At 45.1% G+C, this 21,171-nt stretch carries 12 protein-coding genes; 7 read left to right on the top strand and 5 right to left on the bottom strand.

Annotation, left to right across the window (positions count from 1 at the left end):
- Positions 1-71: 71 nt before the first annotated feature.
- On the bottom strand, positions 72-1,481 hold the full coding sequence (locus E2R65_RS11570) for a phosphohexomutase domain-containing protein (RefSeq protein ID WP_134336642.1): 1,410 nt from the start codon (positions 1,479-1,481) through the stop codon (positions 72-74).
- Positions 1,482-1,569: 88 nt separating this feature from the next.
- Between E2R65_RS11570 and E2R65_RS11565 the strand changes: the two genes are divergently transcribed.
- The 4 genes from E2R65_RS11565 (at position 1,570) to E2R65_RS11550 (ending at position 5,806) form a co-directional block, all read left to right on the top strand.
- Positions 1,570-2,880: an aspartate kinase gene (locus tag E2R65_RS11565; RefSeq protein ID WP_134336641.1), complete on the top strand. Its 1,311-nt coding sequence runs from the start codon at positions 1,570-1,572 to the stop codon at positions 2,878-2,880.
- 98 nt (positions 2,881-2,978) lie between these two features.
- Positions 2,979-4,148, top strand: coding sequence for a diaminopimelate decarboxylase (gene lysA, locus E2R65_RS11560; protein ID WP_134336640.1), 1,170 nt, complete (start codon positions 2,979-2,981; stop codon positions 4,146-4,148).
- Positions 4,149-4,386: 238 nt separating this feature from the next.
- Entirely contained in the window at positions 4,387-5,526 is a 1,140-nt protein-coding gene (locus E2R65_RS11555) for a GAF domain-containing protein (protein WP_134336639.1), read from the top strand.
- Positions 5,527-5,611: 85 nt separating this feature from the next.
- Complete coding sequence (locus E2R65_RS11550; protein WP_067057762.1) at positions 5,612-5,806, top strand: cold-shock protein; 195 nt, start codon at positions 5,612-5,614, stop codon at positions 5,804-5,806.
- Positions 5,807-5,892: 86 nt separating this feature from the next.
- Here the strand turns inward: E2R65_RS11550 and E2R65_RS19640 are convergent, their stop codons facing one another.
- The gene (locus E2R65_RS19640; protein WP_158285265.1) at positions 5,893-6,135 is read right to left on the bottom strand and encodes a hypothetical protein; all 243 of its coding nucleotides are present in this window, start codon (positions 6,133-6,135) and stop codon (positions 5,893-5,895) included.
- Between the two features lie 153 nt (positions 6,136-6,288).
- Here E2R65_RS19640 and E2R65_RS11545 point away from each other — a divergent pair, with 153 nt between their 5' ends.
- The 3 genes from E2R65_RS11545 to E2R65_RS11535 all read left to right on the top strand — a co-directional run bounded on the left by E2R65_RS11545 (position 6,289) and on the right by E2R65_RS11535 (position 9,578).
- Positions 6,289-6,654, top strand: a complete 366-nt coding sequence (locus E2R65_RS11545) for a YtxH domain-containing protein (RefSeq protein ID WP_158285264.1) — start codon at positions 6,289-6,291, stop codon at positions 6,652-6,654.
- Positions 6,655-6,768: 114 nt separating this feature from the next.
- The gene (locus E2R65_RS11540; RefSeq protein WP_134336637.1) at positions 6,769-8,157 is read left to right on the top strand and encodes an alpha-L-fucosidase; all 1,389 of its coding nucleotides are present in this window, start codon (positions 6,769-6,771) and stop codon (positions 8,155-8,157) included.
- Positions 8,158-8,276: 119 nt separating this feature from the next.
- On the top strand, positions 8,277-9,578 hold the full coding sequence (locus E2R65_RS11535) for a zinc dependent phospholipase C family protein (protein WP_134336636.1): 1,302 nt from the start codon (positions 8,277-8,279) through the stop codon (positions 9,576-9,578).
- Here the strand turns inward: E2R65_RS11535 and E2R65_RS11530 are convergent.
- Genes E2R65_RS11530 through E2R65_RS11520 form a run of 3 tightly spaced genes read right to left on the bottom strand, consistent with a single transcriptional unit; the run spans position 9,570 to position 21,112 of the window.
- A complete protein-coding gene (locus E2R65_RS11530; RefSeq protein ID WP_158285263.1) occupies positions 9,570-10,313 on the bottom strand; it encodes a 4'-phosphopantetheinyl transferase family protein in 744 nt (247 codons plus the stop codon). The two genes, E2R65_RS11535 and E2R65_RS11530, sit on opposite strands and share 9 nt — an antisense overlap.
- A gap of 7 nt (positions 10,314-10,320) precedes the next feature.
- The gene (locus tag E2R65_RS11525; RefSeq protein WP_134336634.1) at positions 10,321-14,355 is read right to left on the bottom strand and encodes a non-ribosomal peptide synthetase; all 4,035 of its coding nucleotides are present in this window, start codon (positions 14,353-14,355) and stop codon (positions 10,321-10,323) included.
- 1 nt (position 14,356) lies between these two features.
- Positions 14,357-21,112 carry a polyketide synthase gene (locus tag E2R65_RS11520; protein ID WP_229704620.1) on the bottom strand — a complete coding sequence of 2,252 codons (6,756 nt, stop codon included), beginning with the start codon at positions 21,110-21,112 and terminating at the stop codon, positions 14,357-14,359.
- Between the last annotated feature and the right edge of the window lie 59 nt (positions 21,113-21,171).

The raw sequence follows: 21,171 nt of genomic DNA, 5'->3' as shown, positions 1-21,171 counted from the left end.
CGTTTTTTATGGCTGTAAAAAAGGCCTGCCTAAGCAAGCCTTTAAAGATAATAAATATATAAAAACAGGTTTTACTTCAATAATTCTGCCTTAACGGTATCTAATATTTTAAAAGACTCGGCAGTGGTTGGCGCCTCGGCATATACACGCAGAACAGGCTCGGTGCCAGATGGGCGGATCATTACCCAGGTTTCATCCTCAAAAAAGAATTTAAACCCATCCAGGTCTTCCGTACGGGCAACCTTTAAATTACCAAAGCTGCTGATACCGCTTTTACAATTGCTGATGATGGCTTGTTTCTTTTCTTCGGTAACATGCAGGTCGTAACGCTCTACAGCAAATTTACCAACCACATCATAAATTTCCTGAACCAGATCTTTTAAGCTGCGGCCGCTTTTGGCCATAAACTCCCAAATCATCAAACCTATCCAAACGCCATCGCGCTCTGGTATATGGCCGTTAACTGCAATACCGCCAGATTCTTCGCCGCCCACCATAAAGGTTTTGCCGCTGTTCACGATCAGGTCGCAAATGTATTTAAACCCAATTTTGGTAACCGTATTATTTAATCCGTAAGCATCACAAAGTTTCTGGATCTTGCTGGTACACGAGAAGGTAGAATACACTTCGCCGGTTTCGCCTTTAACCTTGTGCATATAGTGGATAAGCAGCAGCAATATATGGTGCGAATCTACAAACGTGCCGTCGCCGTCATACAAGCCAATCCGGTCTGCATCGCCATCAGTAACCAAACCAGATGCAATTTCTCCTTCAGACAACTTGATCAATTGTTCAAACTCCTGCAGGTTGCGCTGAATAGGCTCGGGTGCCTGGCCGTCAAAGCTTGGGTTGTAATCGCTGTGCAAAAACGTAATATCCGGAAACAGGCGGCGCATTACGTTCTGCCCTGCACCGTACATGGCATCATAAGCCCATTGTAAGCCGCTGTCGCGAATGGCCGGTATATCGAAGCTGTTTTCGGCATGCTCTACATACATATCCTCCAGGTTGATATATTCTACCAGGCCTTCGGTAACATAATCGGTTACAGATTTTAACTCCACAGTTAATGTATCCGGTATCTGAGACTCTACCTTTTCAATATCATCGGGCGTGGCCGGGCCACCATAAAAAGCTTTTATTTTATACCCGTTATATGCCGGCGGGTTATGGCTGGCGGTAATGATTATACCTGCCGATGCTTCTTTACGCACCGTACCCAATGATATCATAGGGGTTGATACAAAGGTATTTTCGGCACGAAATACCTTAATACCCTGCGATGCAAGCACAGCTGTGGTAACATCTGCAAACATTGGCCCTGCAAAACGCGGGTCGCAACCTACCACGGCAGATGGGTTCTCAAAGTTTTGTTTTAGCCACAATGCGGTTGCATAAGCAACACGTTTTACGTTCTCTACAGTAAAGTCGTCGGCAATGATCGCTCTCCAGCCATCTGTTCCAAATTTTATTTTGCTCATTTTAGATATAAGTGGTTTAAAATCCTATTTTTAGCGCCTCAATATTCATACAAGAATATTAATGTTTTATGGTAAACGGAAACAAATAATGAAAGTTTTAAAATTTGGCGGAACATCAGTCGGAAGTGCCGGCCGCATGCAGAAGCTGCTGGATATAATCAACCCTCAGGAGAGGCAGATCGTGGTATTATCGGCCATGTCTGGCACCACAAATAATTTAGTAGAAATAGGCCAGGCCTACCTTGTAAACGATAAGGCAAAAGCTGCAAATTTAGTTGCTGCGTTAAAAGACAAATACGAAATTGTTATTAAAGACCTTCTAAAAAAGCCCGAAACATTTGAACAAGGCAAGGGAGTTATTGATTATCATTTTAAATTATTAAGCAGTTTTGCCAACGACCTGTTTACCCCAATAGAAGATAAAATTATTTTAGCACAGGGCGAACTACTTTCTACTGCGTTATATCATATCTATCTTAAAGAGATTGGTGTGCCATCAGTTTTATTACCTGCGTTAGCGTTTATGAAAACCGATGAGGATAATGAGCCGGTTGTTGATCACATTACCACACATCTTAACCCGCTATTAGATAAACACCCCGATGTAAACCTGTTTATTACCCAGGGCTTTATTTGCCGTAATGCCTTTGGCGAAATTGATAACCTGCGCCGCGGCGGCAGCGATTACACAGCATCATTAATTGGTGCAGGCATCCGCAGCGAAGAAGTACAGATATGGACAGATATTGACGGCATGCACAATAACGACCCGCGCATCGTAAACAATACCAAACCCATTGCGCAACTATCGTTTGATGAAGCGGCCGAGCTGGCTTACTTTGGTGCAAAAATTTTGCACCCGCAAAGTGTGTTCCCGGCGCAAAAATATAAGATCCCGGTGCGCTTGCTGAACACCATGGACCCGCAGGCTGCCGGTACGCTGATAACCAATACCAGCGAAAAGGATAAAATAAAATCGATAGCTGCAAAAGATGGCATTACGGCCATTAAGATCCAGAGCAGCCGTATGCTGCTGGCGCATGGCTTTTTACGGCGTGTATTTGAGGTGTTTGAGCGTTACCGCACATCTATAGATATGATCACTACATCAGAAGTGGCGGTATCTTTAACCATTGATGACACTACCTACCTGGGCGAAATTACTGCCGAGCTGGGTAAATTTGGTTCGGTAGAGATTGATGTTAACCACACTATTATTTGCGTGGTTGGCGATTTCGGCGCCGAAAAGCACGGCTATGCAGCCCGTGTGCTGGAAGCCATTAAACACGTACCGGTAAGAATGATATCATACGGTGGCAGCGACCATAACATGTCTGTACTGGTAAAAACAGAAGAAAAGGTAGAGGTGCTGAGGAGCTTGCATAGCAGGCTGTTTTAAGATGCCTTACCCAAACCCTCTCCGAAGGAGAGGGCTTTAAAAAATATTCAATTACAATTAAAAGTCTTCCCTGTCGGGGGAGATTTAGAGGGGGCTACATGTTCAACAACAATACGATACAACGCTTTAATGAAACAGAAACACCATTCTATTATTACGATATGGATGTTTTGCGCAATACGCTTGATGCCTGCAGGGATGCATCATCAAAATATGGTTTCCATGTGCATTACGCCATGAAGGCTAATTTTAATCCCCAAGTTGTAAAAACCATACAATCATACGGGTTTGGCGCCGATTGCGTAAGTGGTAACGAAGTAAAGGCTGCCATAGCACACGGTTTTGATAAATGCAAAGTAGTTTTTGCAGGCGTAGGTAAATCTGATAAAGAGATTAACCTGGCATTGGATGCTAATATATTTTGCTTCAATGTAGAATCGGTACAGGAACTGGAAATTATTAATGACCTGGCTGCCGCTAAAGGTAAAACAGCAGGCATTGCCATCCGCATTAACCCTAATGTGGATGCGCATACGCACCATTTTATTACCACGGGGCTGGATGAAAACAAATTTGGTATCAATACCTGGCAGCTGAATGACGTAGCCGAAACGCTGCGTAAATGTGCTAACCTTAAATTTTTAGGGATCCATTTTCACATAGGTTCGCAAATTACGGATATGGAAGTTTACCGCAGCCTTTGTATCCGTATCAACGAAATGCAGGATTGGTTCGAAGATCATGGCTTTGCGATAAAGATCTTAAACACCGGCGGCGGCCTGGGTGTAGATTATTACAACCCCGATACTAATGGTATAGCCAACTTTGAAAGCTATTTTGAGGTGTTTAGTAAATTTTTGCGCGTAAAACCAGGCCAGGAGGTTCACTTTGAACTGGGCCGGGCTATGGTAGCGCAGTCGGCATCACTAATAGCAAGGGTGCTATATGTAAAAAACGGACAGAAGAAAAACTTCCTGATACTGGATGCCGGTATGACAGAACTGATGCGGCCTATGCTTTACCAGGCTTATCATTCGATAGAAAATTTAACAAAAGGATCAGGGATCAGGGATCAAGATAAATCCGAAATTAAATACGATGTGGTAGGCCCGATATGTGAAAGTACCGATTGCTTCCGTAAGGATGTAGAACTACCGCAATCTCATCGCGGGGATCTGATAGCTATCCGCACGGCCGGCGCATACGGCGAAGTAATGGCATCTAATTATAACCTGCGCGATCAGGTGTTGTCTGTTTATTCCGGATAATTAATCTCAATCCGTTAAATAAAATATTATATCACTCCAATCATAATCCCGTAAGTTAATTCTTGCGGGATTTTATAGTCTTTATCAAAATCCGTAAACATATTTATTTCGTATTTTTATTGCCCTATTAATAATTATTGCGTTAACATTACGTGTAAACCTTTTTTATATTTCCACGTATAAATGTTAGCGACACAGTTAATTAGCTAATAACTGGTAATTAAACCCGCTGCCACAAATGGAAAACAATGAGCAACTACGCCTTGTAGCTGTAGACAGGTTTAAAAACCTGGACGATAGTATTACCAAAGATCTGAATGACATCGTTGCACTTGTATCTGTAATTTGCGGTACCCCTGTTGCCCTGGTAACTATACTTGATAACGAAGTACAGTGGTTTAAGGCATCAGCAGGCACCGAAGTTACCAGCACCCCGCGCAGTATGTCGTTTTGTAATAAAACTATTCAGCAAAAGGGCGTCAACGTAATTTACGATCTGCAGCAGGATAACGATCATAACCAAAACCCATTGGTAACCGGCGACCCTCATGTGCGCTTTTACGCCGGCTCGCCCTTAATTACCAAAGATGGTTTTGCTATTGGCAGCTTATGCGTAGTTGATATGCAGCCACGCAGCTTAACAGATCATCAGCAAAATGCTTTACAGGTGATGTCTAAACAGGTGGTAAATCTAATGGAGCTGAACTGGAGCCTGAAAGTACTTGCCGAACAACGCGAAAGAGAATATAAACAATCTGAAGCCATTGTAGATTCGGAACTTAAGCTGAAAGCCATATTTGATAGTAGTAAAGACACTCACTTGCTTATCGGTAAAAATTTTGAGGTTCTTGCTTATAACAGATCGGCTGCCGCATTTATCCGCAATACTTATAGCCACCAGTTAAGTAATGGGGATAAAATTCTGGATTATACAGACCCGGCCATAGTTACCCAATTTAAAAAATACAGTAAAATTGCTTTAGGCGGCCGTGCGGTAAAACGCGAATGGAAACTAATGTCAAACACTCCTTTTGCCTGCTGGATGATCACCTCATTCATCCCGGTTACCAACAACGAGGGCGAAGTTATCGGGGTTGCCATAAACTCTACTGATATTACACAACATAAAAAGCAGGAAGCTTATATCAACGTACAGAACGAGGCGCTTAACCGTATTGCCATCATCCAATCTCATGAATTGCGCCGGCCTGTAGCATCGCTGTTAGGCATTATGGACCTGATAAAAATGGAAAATGTAAGCTTTAACTATTTTGATATGATGGAACTTACCGTAAATGAACTCGATGAGAAGATTCGCGGTATTGTAAAAGATTCTGAAAACACTTTGCATAGTCGGCACCTGGCAGTAGTTGCCTGATACTGCATAATATAACAAGGCTTTGCCACATTTTGCTTGTTTGTGGATTATTATACCTACCTTGCGGCTTTTAATAAATAAAATAATGCAAAAAGAAGGAACAGTAAAATTTTTCAATGAGACAAAAGGTTTTGGTTTTATTACCCCTGATGGTGGTGGTGCCGACGTATTTGTTCATTCAACAGGCCTGATCGACGAAATTCGTGAAAACGATAAAGTTGAGTTCGAAGTAGAGAACGGAAGAAAAGGCTTAAACGCAGTAAACGTAAAGGTTGTTTAATTATATATTAATCCACTAATGTTACAAAAAAGCATCCGCCCAAAAGGCGGATGTTTTTTTTACAGCCATTTTTTGGCGGATGCCCCCTATTCATTCCCGCTCATCCAAAAAAATATTGATGCCACGGCCATCGTGCAGAATGTTAGTACAACGAGCGTATCAAAAATGCGCCTTAATATGCGCTGTGTTAAATTTTCCCGCCGGTTTATTTGTGGCAATAGTTTGTATTTAAGTACAAGTAGTATAGCTACCAGTACAATACTTATAAGGTAAAACACCTTCCTGAAATGTACCGACCGGGCATAATCTATTAAATACGTCACATCCATAACCCCTTAAACATTAAATTATAGCCTTTGTGTGAATATCTTATCTTAATAGGATAAGATATATTCAAATATGCCTTATTTAATTTTTGGCAACAGTACGGTATGGTATTTGTTAATCTACATATAAAATCATCTACTAAAAAGTTAGAAAACATGAAAGACCAAGCAAAAATTATAGCAGCACTTTTAGTGGGTGCTGCGGCAGGTGCCGCTTTAGGCTTATTATTAGCGCCAGAAAAAGGTGAAGAACTAAGAGGCGATATTGCTGATTACGTGAACGACCTGGTTGATAAAGCAAAAAACAAAGCGCAAAACACTGCCGATAGTATTAAAGAATACAGCAGCAATGCAGTTGATTCTGTAAAGTCAAAATTCAGCGGTGCAGTAAATGATGCACAGGATGCTTATGACGAAGCAAAATCAAAAGCTGCAAACTATGCCGAAAACGGTGCAGACGCTGCCAAATCAAAAGTAAAAAGCACAGCTAACGACTGGAATAATTCTATCCAGAACGCATAGTATATATAAGCTATATGAAACGCCCGTCCGCTTTGGTCGGGCGTTTTTTTTTGATTAATATTTTAGCAATCAATAATTACTGTTACTTTGGGATATCCATTAAGTGCTACCCCCATGCAAAAATTTTTTACTACTACCCTGTTACTGGCTTGTATATTATTAAAAACAGCTGCACAAACCACCGCTGATGCCGGTTACACCGCTTTACAGCAAAAGTTTGTCGATCTTAAATTCGGGATGTTCATCCACTTTAACATTCCAACTTATATGGATGCCGACTGGCCCGACCCGGAAACGCCTACATCGGCGTTTAATCCTACAAAACTGGATGCCGACCAATGGGCTAAAGCCGCTAAAAGCGCCAACATGAGCTATGGCTGCCTTACCACCAAGCACCATAGCGGCTTTTGCATCTGGGATACAAAAACAACCGATTACAATGTGATGAACAGCCCGTTGAAACGCGATGTGGTTAAAGAATATGTAGATGCTTTTCGTAAAAACAACCTTAAGGTTATGCTGTACTACAGCATACTGGATACACACCATAAACTGCGCCCGCACAACATTACACAAAAACATTTCGAGATGGTAAAGGCACAGCTAACAGAGCTGCTAACCAAATACGGAAAAATAGAAGCTATTATTATAGATGGATGGGATGCGCCATGGTCAAGAATAAGCTATGATGATATTAATTTTGAGGATGTGTACCACCTTGTAAAATCTATCCAGCCGGATTGCGTGCTGATGGATTTAAACGGGGCAAAGTATCCGGCAGAAGGCCTGTTTTACAGCGATATTAAAACTTATGAAATGGGTGCCGGGCAGCGTTTAGCAAAAGATAATAACATTATGCCTTCGCTGGCTTGTTTACCGCTGCAAAGCAGCTGGTTTTGGAAAACAAACTTCCCTGCCACCCCGGTAAAAGAGCCAAGCAAAATGGTAGCCGAGTTGACTACGTTAAATAAGGCCGACTGTAACTTTATCCTGAACGTTGCACCCAACCGCGATGGCCTTTTTGATGAAAATGCTTTGGCTGCACTAAAAGAAATAGGTAAACTTTGGAATAACGATGGCCCGGCGCCAAGGCTGGCAGCAACCGGTGCACCCATTATTTCGAGCAACCTGGCTAAAAACAAGCCATCTAATTCTAGTTGGAGTGATGACATGAACATTATGGATTTTGCTAATGATGATGATTTCACTACATCATGGGTATCTAACACTGCGGTTAAAAACCCTTGGTACGAAATAGATTTTGGGCACGACACAGAGTTTAACGCCATAGCAATTACCGAGAAAAAACCGAATATAACCGCTTACCATGTAGAATACCTGCAAAACGGCGTGTGGAAACCCATACTAACTGGTAACACCACGGCACGCGTGAAGATCCACCGCTTTAGCCGTGTTTGGGGCAGTAAAGTAAGAGTAAGCATAGACAAGGCAGATGGAGAAGTATCCGTGGCAGAATTTGGCGTATATAATGAAAGGAGATAACAACTCTCATCAGGCTTTTTACCAGAAAACGCGAGAGGTTTAAGTAACAATTATACCATAAAACGGATAGTTAAAACCTTTATACACCTACTCTCGTTAATGTGGAATAGATTAAATACATGTTAGCCGCCCCCACTCAGTTGCTTAAATATTTGCTGGTTGTTACCATTATGGTGTTTTTAGGTGCAAGCTCAAAAGCCTACTCTATATTGGCGCATGAGGCTATTATAGATGCGTCATGGAAATCAACCACTATACCGCTTCTGAAACAAAAGTACCCGAATGCAACCCGCGAAGACCTGTTAAAAGCGCACTCTTATGCTTATGGCGGCGCTATTGTTGCAGATATGGGTTACATGCCTTTTGGTAATGGCTTTTTTACCGATCTGCTGCATTATGTGCGCAGCGGTGATTTTATCATCAACCTGATAAACGATGCCCAAAATCTGAATGAATATGCCTTTGCTATGGGCGCATTATCTCATTATATGGCTGATAAATATGGGCACTCCATGTCAACCAATTTAAATGTGCCTATCATTTACCCCAAGCTGCAAAAAAAATTTGGCGATGTAGTTACCTACAATGACGACCACACGTCGCATAGCCGTATGGAGTTTGCTTATGACGTATTGCAGATAGGCCAAAAGGGCTACACATCAGCAGGCTATCATGACTTCATCGGTTTCAACATATCTGTACCGGTATTGGAAAGGGCCTTTTATCAAACCTACGGGCGTAAATTAGGGTCGATATTCTCCAACATCAATTCATCCATCAACACCATGCGCTGGGGAGTGCGTAACCTGTTTCCCGTGCTTACAAAATCAGCCTATAAAGCCAACCAAACCGATATTGAGAAAATGAACCCGGGTATTACAGTTCGTAAATTTCAATACAAAATGAGTAAACGATCCTTTAACCTGGAGTTTGGCAAAGAGCGGCACGAATCTAAGTTTTTTGCAAAAGTGGCGGTTTTCTTTATTAGCATACTACCCAAAATTGGCCCGTTAAAAACCCTTAAATTTAAATCACCCGGAGAGCAGGGGCAAAAACTGTTTGCCATAAGCTTTGATACCATTATTAAAAACTACAAAGTTGCCCTAAGCCAGGCCGCCGATAATATGCTTGTATTGCCCGATATTGATTTTGATACCGGTAACCCTACCCGCTTAGGTGAATACCCGCTGGCAGATAAAACTTTTGCCGAATTGTTAGAGAAACTACAGGAGCAACAATATAAAAATGTTACCCCGCAGTTACAAAAAAGCATCCTTGATTTTTATAGTGCGGCTGATACCACGCAAATTGCTGTTAAGGATCCTAAAAAGTGGCAAAAACTAAATTTGCAGATCAAAGAAATCACGGCGTATAAACCCGTAGCACAGGATAGCTTGCCTTCTTTATTACCCTCAGAATGAGGCGGTATCAAAAAAAAGGTAATCCTGGCCGGCATCTTCTACAACAACTGTACTGGCATATTGCGGGTATAAGTTAAAGCTACGGAGTTGCCAGTTTTTATCAGCGCCGGTAAGTGAAGCATTAAGTAGATGCGTTCCGTTAAGCGCCGGGGTGATAGATAAATGCTCGCCTATGCCCTGCCCTGTGGCTTTAAGTATGGCTTCCTTACGTGTCCAAAGGGTATAAAACCTGTGTGCAGCGTTATCCTGGTTAATATAAGCAACTTCTTCCCTGCTAAAATTATCCGCTAAGATCTCCTGGAAGGAAAAAGCAGCGTCGGCATATTCCACATCTGCACCTACAGGCAATGTAGCAACCGCAAGCACAATCCAATCCCCCGCATGCGAAACATTATAATGGATAGTGTTACCATCCTGGCTCATCAAACAGGGCTTTTTGTTTTCGCCTAAAATAAATTTCAATTGTGCAGGCGGCGTGTTCACATAGCGGCCTAAAATAATACGCTGCATCCCCCTGCTCACTATAAAGCGATAAGTATCTTTTTGCTGCCTGTATTTGCCTGCGCGTACGGTTTCATCCGCAGTAAGCAACGCTTCAAACCGTTCTAAGCGCTTAAGGTTTTGGCTAATGCATACACGCCATATATGCACCTCATTATTACGTGTAACAAACATATCCGGCAGTACGGTTTGCCAGGTTATATCATTTAATTGCCGGTTTATAATAACGCCCAAAGCCCGGTTAATAATTGATTTTATCCAGGCATTCCTGCAATATGCGGGCAAATTCCTTGTCGTTAGGCTCTTTAAATAATGTATTGTGCTCGCCCGGTACATTATGAATATTCACACCTTTTAAAGCATATGGTTTCCAACCCAAATAGGTATAATCATCCAGGTAAAACGAACGGGTTTCTGCACGGAAAAGCTCTACAGAGATATTGTAAGGCATTATTTTGTAATGCTTTTGTGCTTCGTTATTCATTTGGTCTATCTTATGCGAGTAGCCAAAAAAGCCTGTTTGCTGTTGTTCGGTTCCAAACTTAAGTTTCCATAAAAGCCTGATGGCTCCGCGTTCAAAGGCCTTCGCCCGTGTAGTAATCGTTTTTTGGAAACCATCCTTAAATAGCATGGCATGCCATATCTTACGGCCAAAGTACATACCACGTTTAACATTTTTTACCAGCCACTGGTCATAGTGCGGGGTGCGGTAGGCGTAAGTATCAAACATAGCCAGCATACGCACTTCTTTATTAAGCGCTTCCATCTGTTTGGCCATTTCAAAGGCAATTATCCCTCCAAAAGAGAAACCGGCCAAGGCATAAGGCCCATCGGGGTTTTGCGCACGGATGGCCGAAATATAATGTGCGGCAATATCCTCCATCCTGTTTAGCGGTTCGTCAACACCGTTTAAACCTTTGGCCTGCAAACCGTAAACGGGCTGCTCAGGGTCCATATGTTTAGCAAGCGTATTAAACAGTAATACATTCAGCCCCGCGCCATGCACAATATAAATAGGTACTTTTTTGCCGGTAGGCTTAATGGGCACCAAAGAGTCCCAAACGATAGATTTACCATCCATCTGCAGCATTAGCGACAGTTTTTCTACTGTAGAGTTTTCAAATAAAATGGCCAGCGGCAAACGTTTACCCGTTTCTTTCTCTATCCGGGCCATTACCTTTACAGCTATTAACGAATGTCCGCCCAGTTCAAAAAAGTTATCATGAATACCTACCTGCTCAACACCTAAAAACTCTGTCCAGATATCGGCAACCAGCTTTTCCACATCCGTACGAGGGGCAACATAAGCTGCTGCATCTGCTACGGCTATATCACGTGCGGCAAGTGCTTTTTTATCTACCTTGCCATTAGGTGTCATCGGCATGGCATCTATTACCACAAAATTATCCGGCACCATATAATCCGGCACTGATGCGCGCAGGTTGGTACGCCATTGCTGAATAATTTCGCTGTTATCTTCGGCTTGCTGTACGCCTTCCTTCAAAAGCACATAGGCCACCAGCTTATCTACGCCATTATTATCGGCGCGGGCAATAACTACGGCTTGTTTAATGGCATCTTCCTTAGCCAGGTTAAATTCTATCTCGCCGGTTTCTATCCTGTACCCGCGGATCTTTACCTGCGCATCAATACGCGACAGGTACATCAGGTTACCATCCGGCAGGAATGTTCCCAGATCCCCGGTACGGTACATTTTCGCCCCTGGTTCGCCTAAAAACGGATCTGAAACGAACTTTTCTGCCGTTAATTCGGGCTGGTTAAGGTAACCATGCGCAATGCCCTCGCCACCGATATAGATCTCGCCGGCGGCGCCGGCTATCAGCGGATTTTGATATTTATCTAAAATATAGATCTGCGTATTATCAATCGGTTTACCAATGCTGATAAAACCATCATCCGCAGTAATTTCTTTTAAGGTAGACCAGATGGTAGTTTCTGTCGGGCCGTAAACATTCCACAACGATGATGCCTTATCCAGTATGCGCTGCGCCAGGTCCATCGGCAGGGCTTCACCACCGCAGATAACTTTAACCCGTTCTTTATCCCAACCTGCCTCCAGCATAATGCGCCAGGTATAGGGCGTGGCCTGCATTACGGTAATTTTATCTTTTTTGATAATATCCAGCAAGGCATTACCATCTTTTGCTGTAGCAGCATCGGCCATTACTATCTGGGCACCGGTTATCAGCGGCAGCCAAAGTTCCAGCCCGGCAATATCAAAGCTGATGGTAGTTACGGCAAGCAGCTTATCGGCAGGGGTAAGCCCGGGCTGCTTTTGCATGCTATACAAAAAGTTAACTACGTTGTGGTGCTTTATCTGCACCCCCTTTGGCTGCCCGGTAGAGCCGGATGTATATAAGATATAGATCAGGTCTGCTCCTGTTACTTTTATATCAGGATCTGTAGTTGGATAATTTTTGATGCCTGCCCAAATATCATCCAGGATAACCTCTTTGGCGTTGGATACGTACTGGCCTTTATAAGCCGAAGAGGTTAGCAGCACTACCGCAGCCGAATCTTCCAGCATATAGTTGATGCGGTTGATGGGGAATATCGGGTCGAGCGGGATGTAAGTGGCACCGGCTTTAATAATGGCTAATAAAGCTACCAGCAGCTCGGCAGATCTATCCAGCGATATGGCAACCTTATCCCTGGCTTTTACGCCGTTCTCTATCAATACGGCCGCCAGCTGGTTAGCCTGCTGGTTTAACTCCTTATAGGTAAGCTGCTGTTTGTTAAACTTTAACGCTATACTGTTTGGATGCTGCGCTGCGGTTTCGCTGATGATCTGGTGAAGTGGTTTTTCTTTCGGATAATTAACTTTGGTATCGTTCCATTTAGCCAGTTGCTGCTGTATCTCGGCAGCATTCATCACTGCAAGCTTACCAATAGGCATATCTGGCGATTTTACAAACTGGCGCAGCAAATGCTCCATCTCGTTCATAAAGCGGGTGATGGTGGCCGGCTCAAACAACAACGAATTGTATGACCACTCAAAGGTGAGCATACCTTTATGATCGGTAATGTTCAAGAAGATCTCGAAGGTTTCGTACTCGCGCGGGTTGTTGATGTAACGATGCTTAAGATTGTAAAAATCTATCCCATCATCCATCCCGATATCGATATTAAATATTACAGGGATGAGCGGCAAACGTGTTGCATCCCTTGGGATATTCAATTTTTTTAGCAGGCTGCCAAAGGTATATTGCTGATGGTCGTAAGCATCCAGCACGGGGCTTTTACGCTCTTTTAAATACGCTGTAAACGATTTTTCGCCATTGGGGAAGCTGCGCAGCGGTAACAAATTTACGCAATGCCCAACCAGGCCAAAATTACCCGTAGCAGATTGCCCCGCGGCAGGCAGGCCTATAATAATTTCATCGTGCCCGGTAACCTGGTGCAGCAGCACCTCAAAAGCGGCCATAATGGTAGTAACAAAACTGCTCCCGGCTTTGCGGGCCAGTTGCTTTAAATCGCCCACCAGGGTGGTATCCAGGCTGTAATCGGCGCGGTTGCTTTTATAGGTACGCGGCGATGGCCTCGGGTTATCCGCAGGCAGGTCAAGCAAATGGCTGCTGCTCTTAAACTGGTTTAACCAGTATTGCTCGGTCTCTTTATGTTCTGCCGTGTGCGATGCTGCTATCTCATCAATAGCATATTGGCTAAATTGTGGTGCAGGCGGCAGCTTTGGGGCCTGTTGCTGCGCAAAGGCCGAGTAAAGTTTACTCAGATCCTGCATAATTATACCCACCGACCAGCCATCTACAACAATATGGTGCATCAGCATAATTACCTGATGCTCGTCGTAATTAAGCTTTAGTATGGCCACTTTAAACAACGGGCCGTTAACCAGGTCTACCGGCGTAATAGCCAGCTGGCGGTTATAATTTTTAATAAAAAGTTTATTCTGCTCATCATCCCGGGCAGACAGGTCGTGGTAATCTACCTTTATTTCGGGGTTGTTATAAACAATGATATTGGCACCATCAGCACTAAATACGGTACGTAAAGCTTCGTGGCGGTTTGTTAACGCCTGTAAAGCCTTCAGCATCGCATCCTTATCAAAAGCCCCTGTAAGTACGATAGTTGCGCAATCATTATAGGCGCAGCTGGCATCGTTGCCCCCTATCAGGCATGATGTCCAGATCTCTATCTGCGGCTCGGTGGCCGGTGCAACCAACAGTATTTCGGGCCCTGCAAAAGGGTCAAACTCGTCAGTGCTAACCTGGGGATTATATGTAGCCGTCTGATCCAAATTACTTACCGTTTATATCCATTTGTATATATTTCCCCGGGTTATTTTCATCCCTCACAAACCATGCAGGGTTACCATCTTTATCACGGCCAAGCTTTGCCCCTTCCACAGGCGCATCGGCAGCAGTGGTTACAGATGGCGTAACCGGGTTAACCAAAGATACAACAGGTGTGCCAGTTTGTGCTTTAAAAAATCCGGCGGCTATCATATCGGCTATACTATCGTTAAATGCCGCTATCATGGTGTCAACATCTGCCTCGGTATGTGCATCCGTCATAAAACAAGGGAAACCATCCAAAACGTGGATACCCCGCAGCCTCATAAGTGTAAAAAGCAACTCGCTATAAGGAATATCCTCCAGGAATTTTAAACGCCATAAAGATGCGTAACCAACCAGGGTTAATGGCAGGTTTTCTTTTTTACAGGTAGCATCCATGCCATTTTTTAAACGGGTAGCCAGGCCAGTAAGCTTTTCCTGCAGGGCCGGGCCACGGTCTTTCATGTATTGTAAAGATGCTTTACAGGCAGCAAGTGCAAGCGGATGGCGTACAAAAGTACCCGCAAAATAGGTTACCCCTACCTCCGGTACAGATTCATCACCATAAGCCCAAAAGCCACCATCCAGCGCATCCATGTACTCGGCTTTACCGCAAATAGCACCTACCGGCATACCGCCGCCAATAACTTTACCATAAGTACCCAGGTCGGCCTTAACGCCAAACAAAGCTTGTGTACCGCCGGGATGGAAACGAAACCCGCTGATCACCTCATCAAACACCAAACACACTTTGGCATCCTCGGTAACTACTCTTAATTTTTTCAAAAATTCAATAGGCTGAAACTCCGGCCTGCGGCTTTGCACCGGCTCTACCAATACAGCGGCAATCTCATCTGCACGTTCTTTGATGATGCGCAGGGCCTCATCTGTACCATAATCCAGTATCAGCATGTTCTGCACGTTATCCGACAGGATGCCGGATGCGGCAGGCACCGTTTTTAACTTTTTGGTGCCCCTAACGATAACCTCATCCATAATACCGTGGTATGCCCCGCTAAACGCCACTATTAAAGGGCGGCCGGTAACGGTGCGGGCAACGCGCATGGCGCCCAATACGGCTTCAGAACCCGTATTACAAAGTGCGGCACGGTCATGCTGTGTAAAGTCGCACATCATTTTACAAACCTCGCCGGCAAGTTCATGCTGGGGGCCAATTTCATACCCTAATTCTATCTGGGCTAAAATTGCCTCTTTCAACACATCGGGCTGGTAGCCTAACATGTTCGAGCCAAAGCCGTTTAACGCATCAATATATTCGTTACCGTCAACATCCCAAAGGCGGCTGCCTTTAGATCTGTTGATCACTATCGGGTAAACCACCTCTTTGGTTAACGGCCTGAAACCACTTACCACACGCGGATCGGCCATGTATGGCCTGTGTTGCTGCGTTTGCTCTTTACTTTTTTTAGTTTTCTCGTTATACTTTCTGGTCAGATCGGCCAGGAAATCCATTTGCCTGGCATCCAGCCCCTGTACCACTCTTTCTATACGGGCGGTAGCGCCAAATGGCTTTTTAATTTCCACCATTTCTTCCGGGCTGATATCCGGTTCCTGGTCTAATGCCGGCGGTGCAACGGGTTCGCCCTTTAATTGCGAAGGTGGTACGCCGTTACTGTAAGGCTGCTGTATTTGCTGCACGGGTGCCCCGCCTTGTAAATGCGAGATCTGGCTGGCCAGTAACTGCAGCTGCTGGCTTATCATACTCAGGGCCATATCATTACCGCCTGCAGGCACAAAAGGCATACCCGGTATTTGCACGGCTGCATTACTGTAAACCGGCATTTGCACCGGCGGTGGCATGGCTCCATTACTGTAAACCGGTTGCTGCACCGCTTTGGGCTGTGGTGCCGCCGCTACCGGTTCAAAAACACCTGCGGGCAGGCTTTTATCCAGAAAATCGGCCAGCAGGTTAATAGAGTTATACTCTTCAAACAGTTTACGGAAGGTTACCGGTACATTAAATGTTTTTTTAAGATTAGTAGCTATCTGCGTTAATAATAACGAATCGAAACCAATCTCGGGGAAGCTTACATCCGCAGAAGCGTTATCAATTTCAATACCCGATGCATCTTCAAATATCTCCTGCAATTTGTCGGCAAGCAAATCTTTTCTCATTACGTTATTCTGTGTTATGGTTTCTGCTGTGTTTGTTTGTGGTTCATCCGGCACAATTTCTTCCGGTTGGTAATTTACGGTTGCAGTGGTGTTATATGCAACAGGTTCTACCCAATATTTTTTATGATCGAAGGCGTAAGCAGGCAAATTAAGCCTTTTGCGCCCATCCCCGTAAAATGCCTTCCAGTTTGGCTCTACTCCGTTTAGCCATAGTTGCCCAATGGCTTTAATAACCGATTGATACTCGGGCTGATCGTTTGCCAATTCGATACCGGCAACTGCAGGCACCGGGCTTTCGGCAGTTTGCTGGGCGGTTAGCGTTGCCAGGGTGCGGCCGGGGCCAACTTCTAAGTACAAGCGGCCTCCCTCTTCTGCCAGCGTATCAATTGCAGATGCAAAGCGTACGGTTTTACGCAGGTGCGATGCCCAGTAAGCCGGGTCGGTCGCTTCGGCGGCACTAAGCCATTTGCCTGTAGCGGTAGATACGATGGGTTTAACCGGCGCATTTAATTGTACTGTTTTTACCACCTGCTCAAACGGTTCCACAATGCCATCCATCATCGCCGAGTGGAAAGCATGGCTGGTTTGTAACAACCTGCCGGGGATGCCCATTTCCTCCAGCGTTTTGGCAAAGGCGGCAACGGCATCCTTTTCGCCTGCTACTACCGATAGCTTGTTACTATTGATAACGGCTATGGAAAGGTTGCCCGGCAAGATCTTTTCTAACTCACCGGCATTGGTACGTACCGACAGCATATCGCCTTCGGCTACCTGGCTTACCAGCCTGGCACGTTCGGTTATCAGCTTTAAGGCATCCGGCAGGCTAAATACACCTGCAAAATGTGCAGCTACAAATTCGCCTATGCTATGGCCTGTAAATACCGACGGTGCTATCCCCCAGCTCATCCATAGCTTTGCCATGGCATACGAGGTAATAAATATTGCCGGTTGGGTATAATAGGTGTTTTTTAACTTTTCTGTTGCTTCCGCAGATGCACCGGTATAAATGATATCCAGTAAATGCTCATGGCCGGTGCCTTTTAGTAAATTAACGCATTCGTTTACCGCTGCCTTAAAAACAGGCTCCTGCTTGTAAATCTCGTGGCCCATATTAAGATATTGCGCCCCCTGGCCGGGGAACATGAATACCACCTCGGCAGCCTTTTCTTTTAAGATTTTGGAATTGGATGGATCGCGCTTGAATTTGGTCAGCTTTTCCATCAGGTCGTCCCTGTGGGCAGCCAGGATAAAATTACGTTCTTTAAAACCGGCACGGGTGGTTTGCAGCGTGTAGGCAATATCTGCAACATCAACATCCGGGTTATCCTGCAGATAGTAGTATAACCTGTCTGCCCATTTGGATGCGCTGGTACCCGTTTTGGCCGACCAGCCGATCAAACTCAACGGGCGGCTTTCCACTAAGGGTTCTTCTGCCCGGATATACTCTTCCAGCACGGTATGCACGTTGGTACCACCAACGCCAAAGGAGCTTACCCCTGCCCTGCGTTTACCCTCGGTTTGCCAATCGGTCAGTTGGGTATTTACAAAAAACGGACTATCCTCAAAATCAATGTTCGGGTTGGCTTTTTTAAAGTGCAGCGTAGCCGGGATCTGCTTATGATAAAGCGCCAGCGTTGTTTTAATAAAACCCGCCACACCTGCCGCAGCCACTAAATGGCCCATGTTACTTTTAATAGAACCCAGGGCGCAATACTGGTTTTTATCTTGTTTGCCAAAGGCCAGGTTAAGGCCTTCTATTTCTATCGGGTCGCCTAAATTTGTAGCGGTGCCGTGGCCCTCTACATAAGAAATGGTAACCGGGTTGATACCTGCATCGGCAATGGCCATAGCAATAGCGCCCGCCTGCCCGGCGGCGCTTGGCGCGGTAAAGCTGCCTTTGCCGCCACCATCGTTATTTAAACCTACGCCTTTTAACAGGGCGTAAATGGTATCGCCATCGCGCTCGGCTTCTTCCAGGCTCTTTAAAACCACTACACCGGCACCATCGCTAAACACGGTGCCATCTGCCTCGGCATCAAACGACCGGCAATGCCCATCGGCACTAAGCATGGTGCCCTGCTGGTACAAATGCCCGCTTTTTATGGGCGAACTGATGGATGCGCCCCCCGCCAGCGCCACACTGCACTGCCCGTTACGGATGCTATCTGCCGCCTGTGCAATAGCCAGCAGTGAGGTAGAGCATGCCGAGTGCACACTTACTGCCGGGCCGGTTAAATTCAACTCGTAAGCGGTGCGTGTAGCTATATAATCCTTTTCGTTAACAGTGGCTGTTAAAAAACGGCCAACATTTTCAATTTTTTCTGTATTGGAGATGACGTTATTGGTGTAATAGGTATTGTTACCTACCCCTGCAAAAACGCCAACCGGGCTATCGTATTTACCGGGCAGATGGCCGCTGGTTTCTAGGGCTTCCCAGGCCAGTTCTAAAAATACCCGGTGCTGGGGGTCCATCAATTCGGCCACCTTGGGGTTAACGCCAAAAAATGCAGCATCAAAACCTTCGGCACCTTCTACTATACCACGCGCTTTAACATAATTTGATGCTGTTTTAACCGAATAAGGCACGCTTTTATCGATCTCTTCATCGGTAAAGAAAGAAATGGTCTCCCGCCCTTCGGTAAGTACCTGCCAAAGCCCGGCTATGGTATTGGCCCCCGGGAAACGGGCAGCCATGCCAATTATGGCTATATCGGTGTTCTGTTTATCCTTTTTGGGCTTTGCAGCTATTTTTGCTACAACCTTATTACCATCTATAAAGCCGGCAATACCATTTACGGTTGGATATTGATACAGCTTGGTTATAGGCAAGGTATAATTATGCAGCTTTTTTAGGGCCGCAACCGTTTTAAGCGCCAGAATGGAATTACCGCCCAATTCAAAAAAGTTATCATAGGCGCCAACCTTATCCAGCTGCAATAATTCGCTCCATAGGGCGGCTACATGCTTCTCTGCTTTGGTAGCGGGTGCTTTGTATAGTACCGAAAGTTCGGGCCTTTGCGTATCCGGCGCAGGCAGGGCATTGCGGTCTATTTTACCGCTTGTGGTCTCTTTAAAGCCATCTACCCAAACAAATGCCGAAGGTATCATATACTCGGGCAGCTTCTGTTCGATGCTATCGCGCAGGTACGAGGTATCCTTTTTATCGCCCGATGCAATTACATAAGCTACCAAACGCTTTTGGCCGGGCACATCCTCGCGCGCAACCACAACAGATTGCTGGATGCCATCCAACTGATTTAGCAATACCTCTATCTCGCCTATCTCTACCCGGTTACCGCGAATTTTTACCTGGGTATCTTTGCGCCCCATGTATTCGATGTTACCGTTGGGCAAGTAAAAGCCCAAGTCGCCGCTGCGGTAAACTTTAATAGTATGTCCTTTATCGTCGGTCCAGTTTACAAATTTATCGGCAGTAAGGTCGGGGCGGTTTTGGTACCCCTCTGCCAGGCTGATGCCGCTGATGCAAAGTTCGCCCTGTTCGCCCGGGGGCACTTCCTTTAAATTTTCATCCAGCATGTGGATGCCTACCTCATCTATCGGTTTACCTATGTTGGGCAGCAGGGGCCATTCATCCGGCGGGCCTTCCATTTTAAGGGCTGTACTGCATACGCTGGCCTCGGTTGGGCCGTACATGTTATAAAATATGCATCCCGGCAGGGCCTTAAAAAAGCGGAGGATCTGCGGGGTGACCTTTAGCTGCTCGCCGGCACTGATAATATCTTTTAACGATGCCGGGAAAAACTGTTCGGCATCGGCAGTTTCTGTTAAATATTGTAAGGCAACAAACGTGATGATGATCCGTTCAACCTGCTGCTCATCTATATATTTTAAAAGTTTTAAGGGATCTATCCGTACTTCATCCTGCACTAAAACCAGTGTGCCGCCGGTGCATAGCGTACAAAATATCTCCATCACCGATGCATCAAAAATCAGCGGAGAAAATTGCAGGGTACGGTGGCCAATACCCAAATACGGGGTGATGCTTTGGTTCCACTTAATTAAATTAACCGGCCCATGGTGCGCCACACAAACGCCTTTTGGCTTGCCTGTAGAACCCGAAGTGTAAATAATATAGGCTACACGGGTTTTAGCCACTTCAGTTGCAGGTTTGTCTGCAGAAACGGGCTCATCTGTAGCAATAATGTTTTTTATAATCCCGCCGAATACCGCCCGGTCTTTATCCGGCGCCAGGATGGTATCCATACCGCAATCGGCCACAATATCCTGCAGCCTGTCCGTCGGAAAGGCGGGGTCTAAAGGCAAATAGGCCTTGCCTGCTTTAAGTATGGCAAACAAGCTTATCATCGTAGCAATTGAACGGGTAGAACTTACGCCTACAACCAGCGAAGCCGGTGCTGTAGCCATAACGGCTTTTGCCAGTTCATCAGCTTTTGCGTTAAATTCAGCATAGGTTATTTTATCGTCACCATACTGTACCGCAATAACATCCGGATGCTGCCTTGCCTGTTCCTCAAACAAATGATGTATAAACACATCATCCGGAGCAATATTGTTATACTTATTTTGGGTAAGAATATCCATTAAACTAAATAAGTAGGGCATCTTATCAATTACCCCCTGTTGTACTTTATGCCGGTTTTAAATCGGGTTTAAGATATAAA

Source organism: Mucilaginibacter phyllosphaerae (assembly GCF_004378255.1).
Taxonomy (GTDB): domain Bacteria; phylum Bacteroidota; class Bacteroidia; order Sphingobacteriales; family Sphingobacteriaceae; genus Mucilaginibacter; species Mucilaginibacter phyllosphaerae.
Note: the sequence above shows the minus strand (reverse complement) of the source record. Positions and strands in the feature narration are given on the sequence as shown.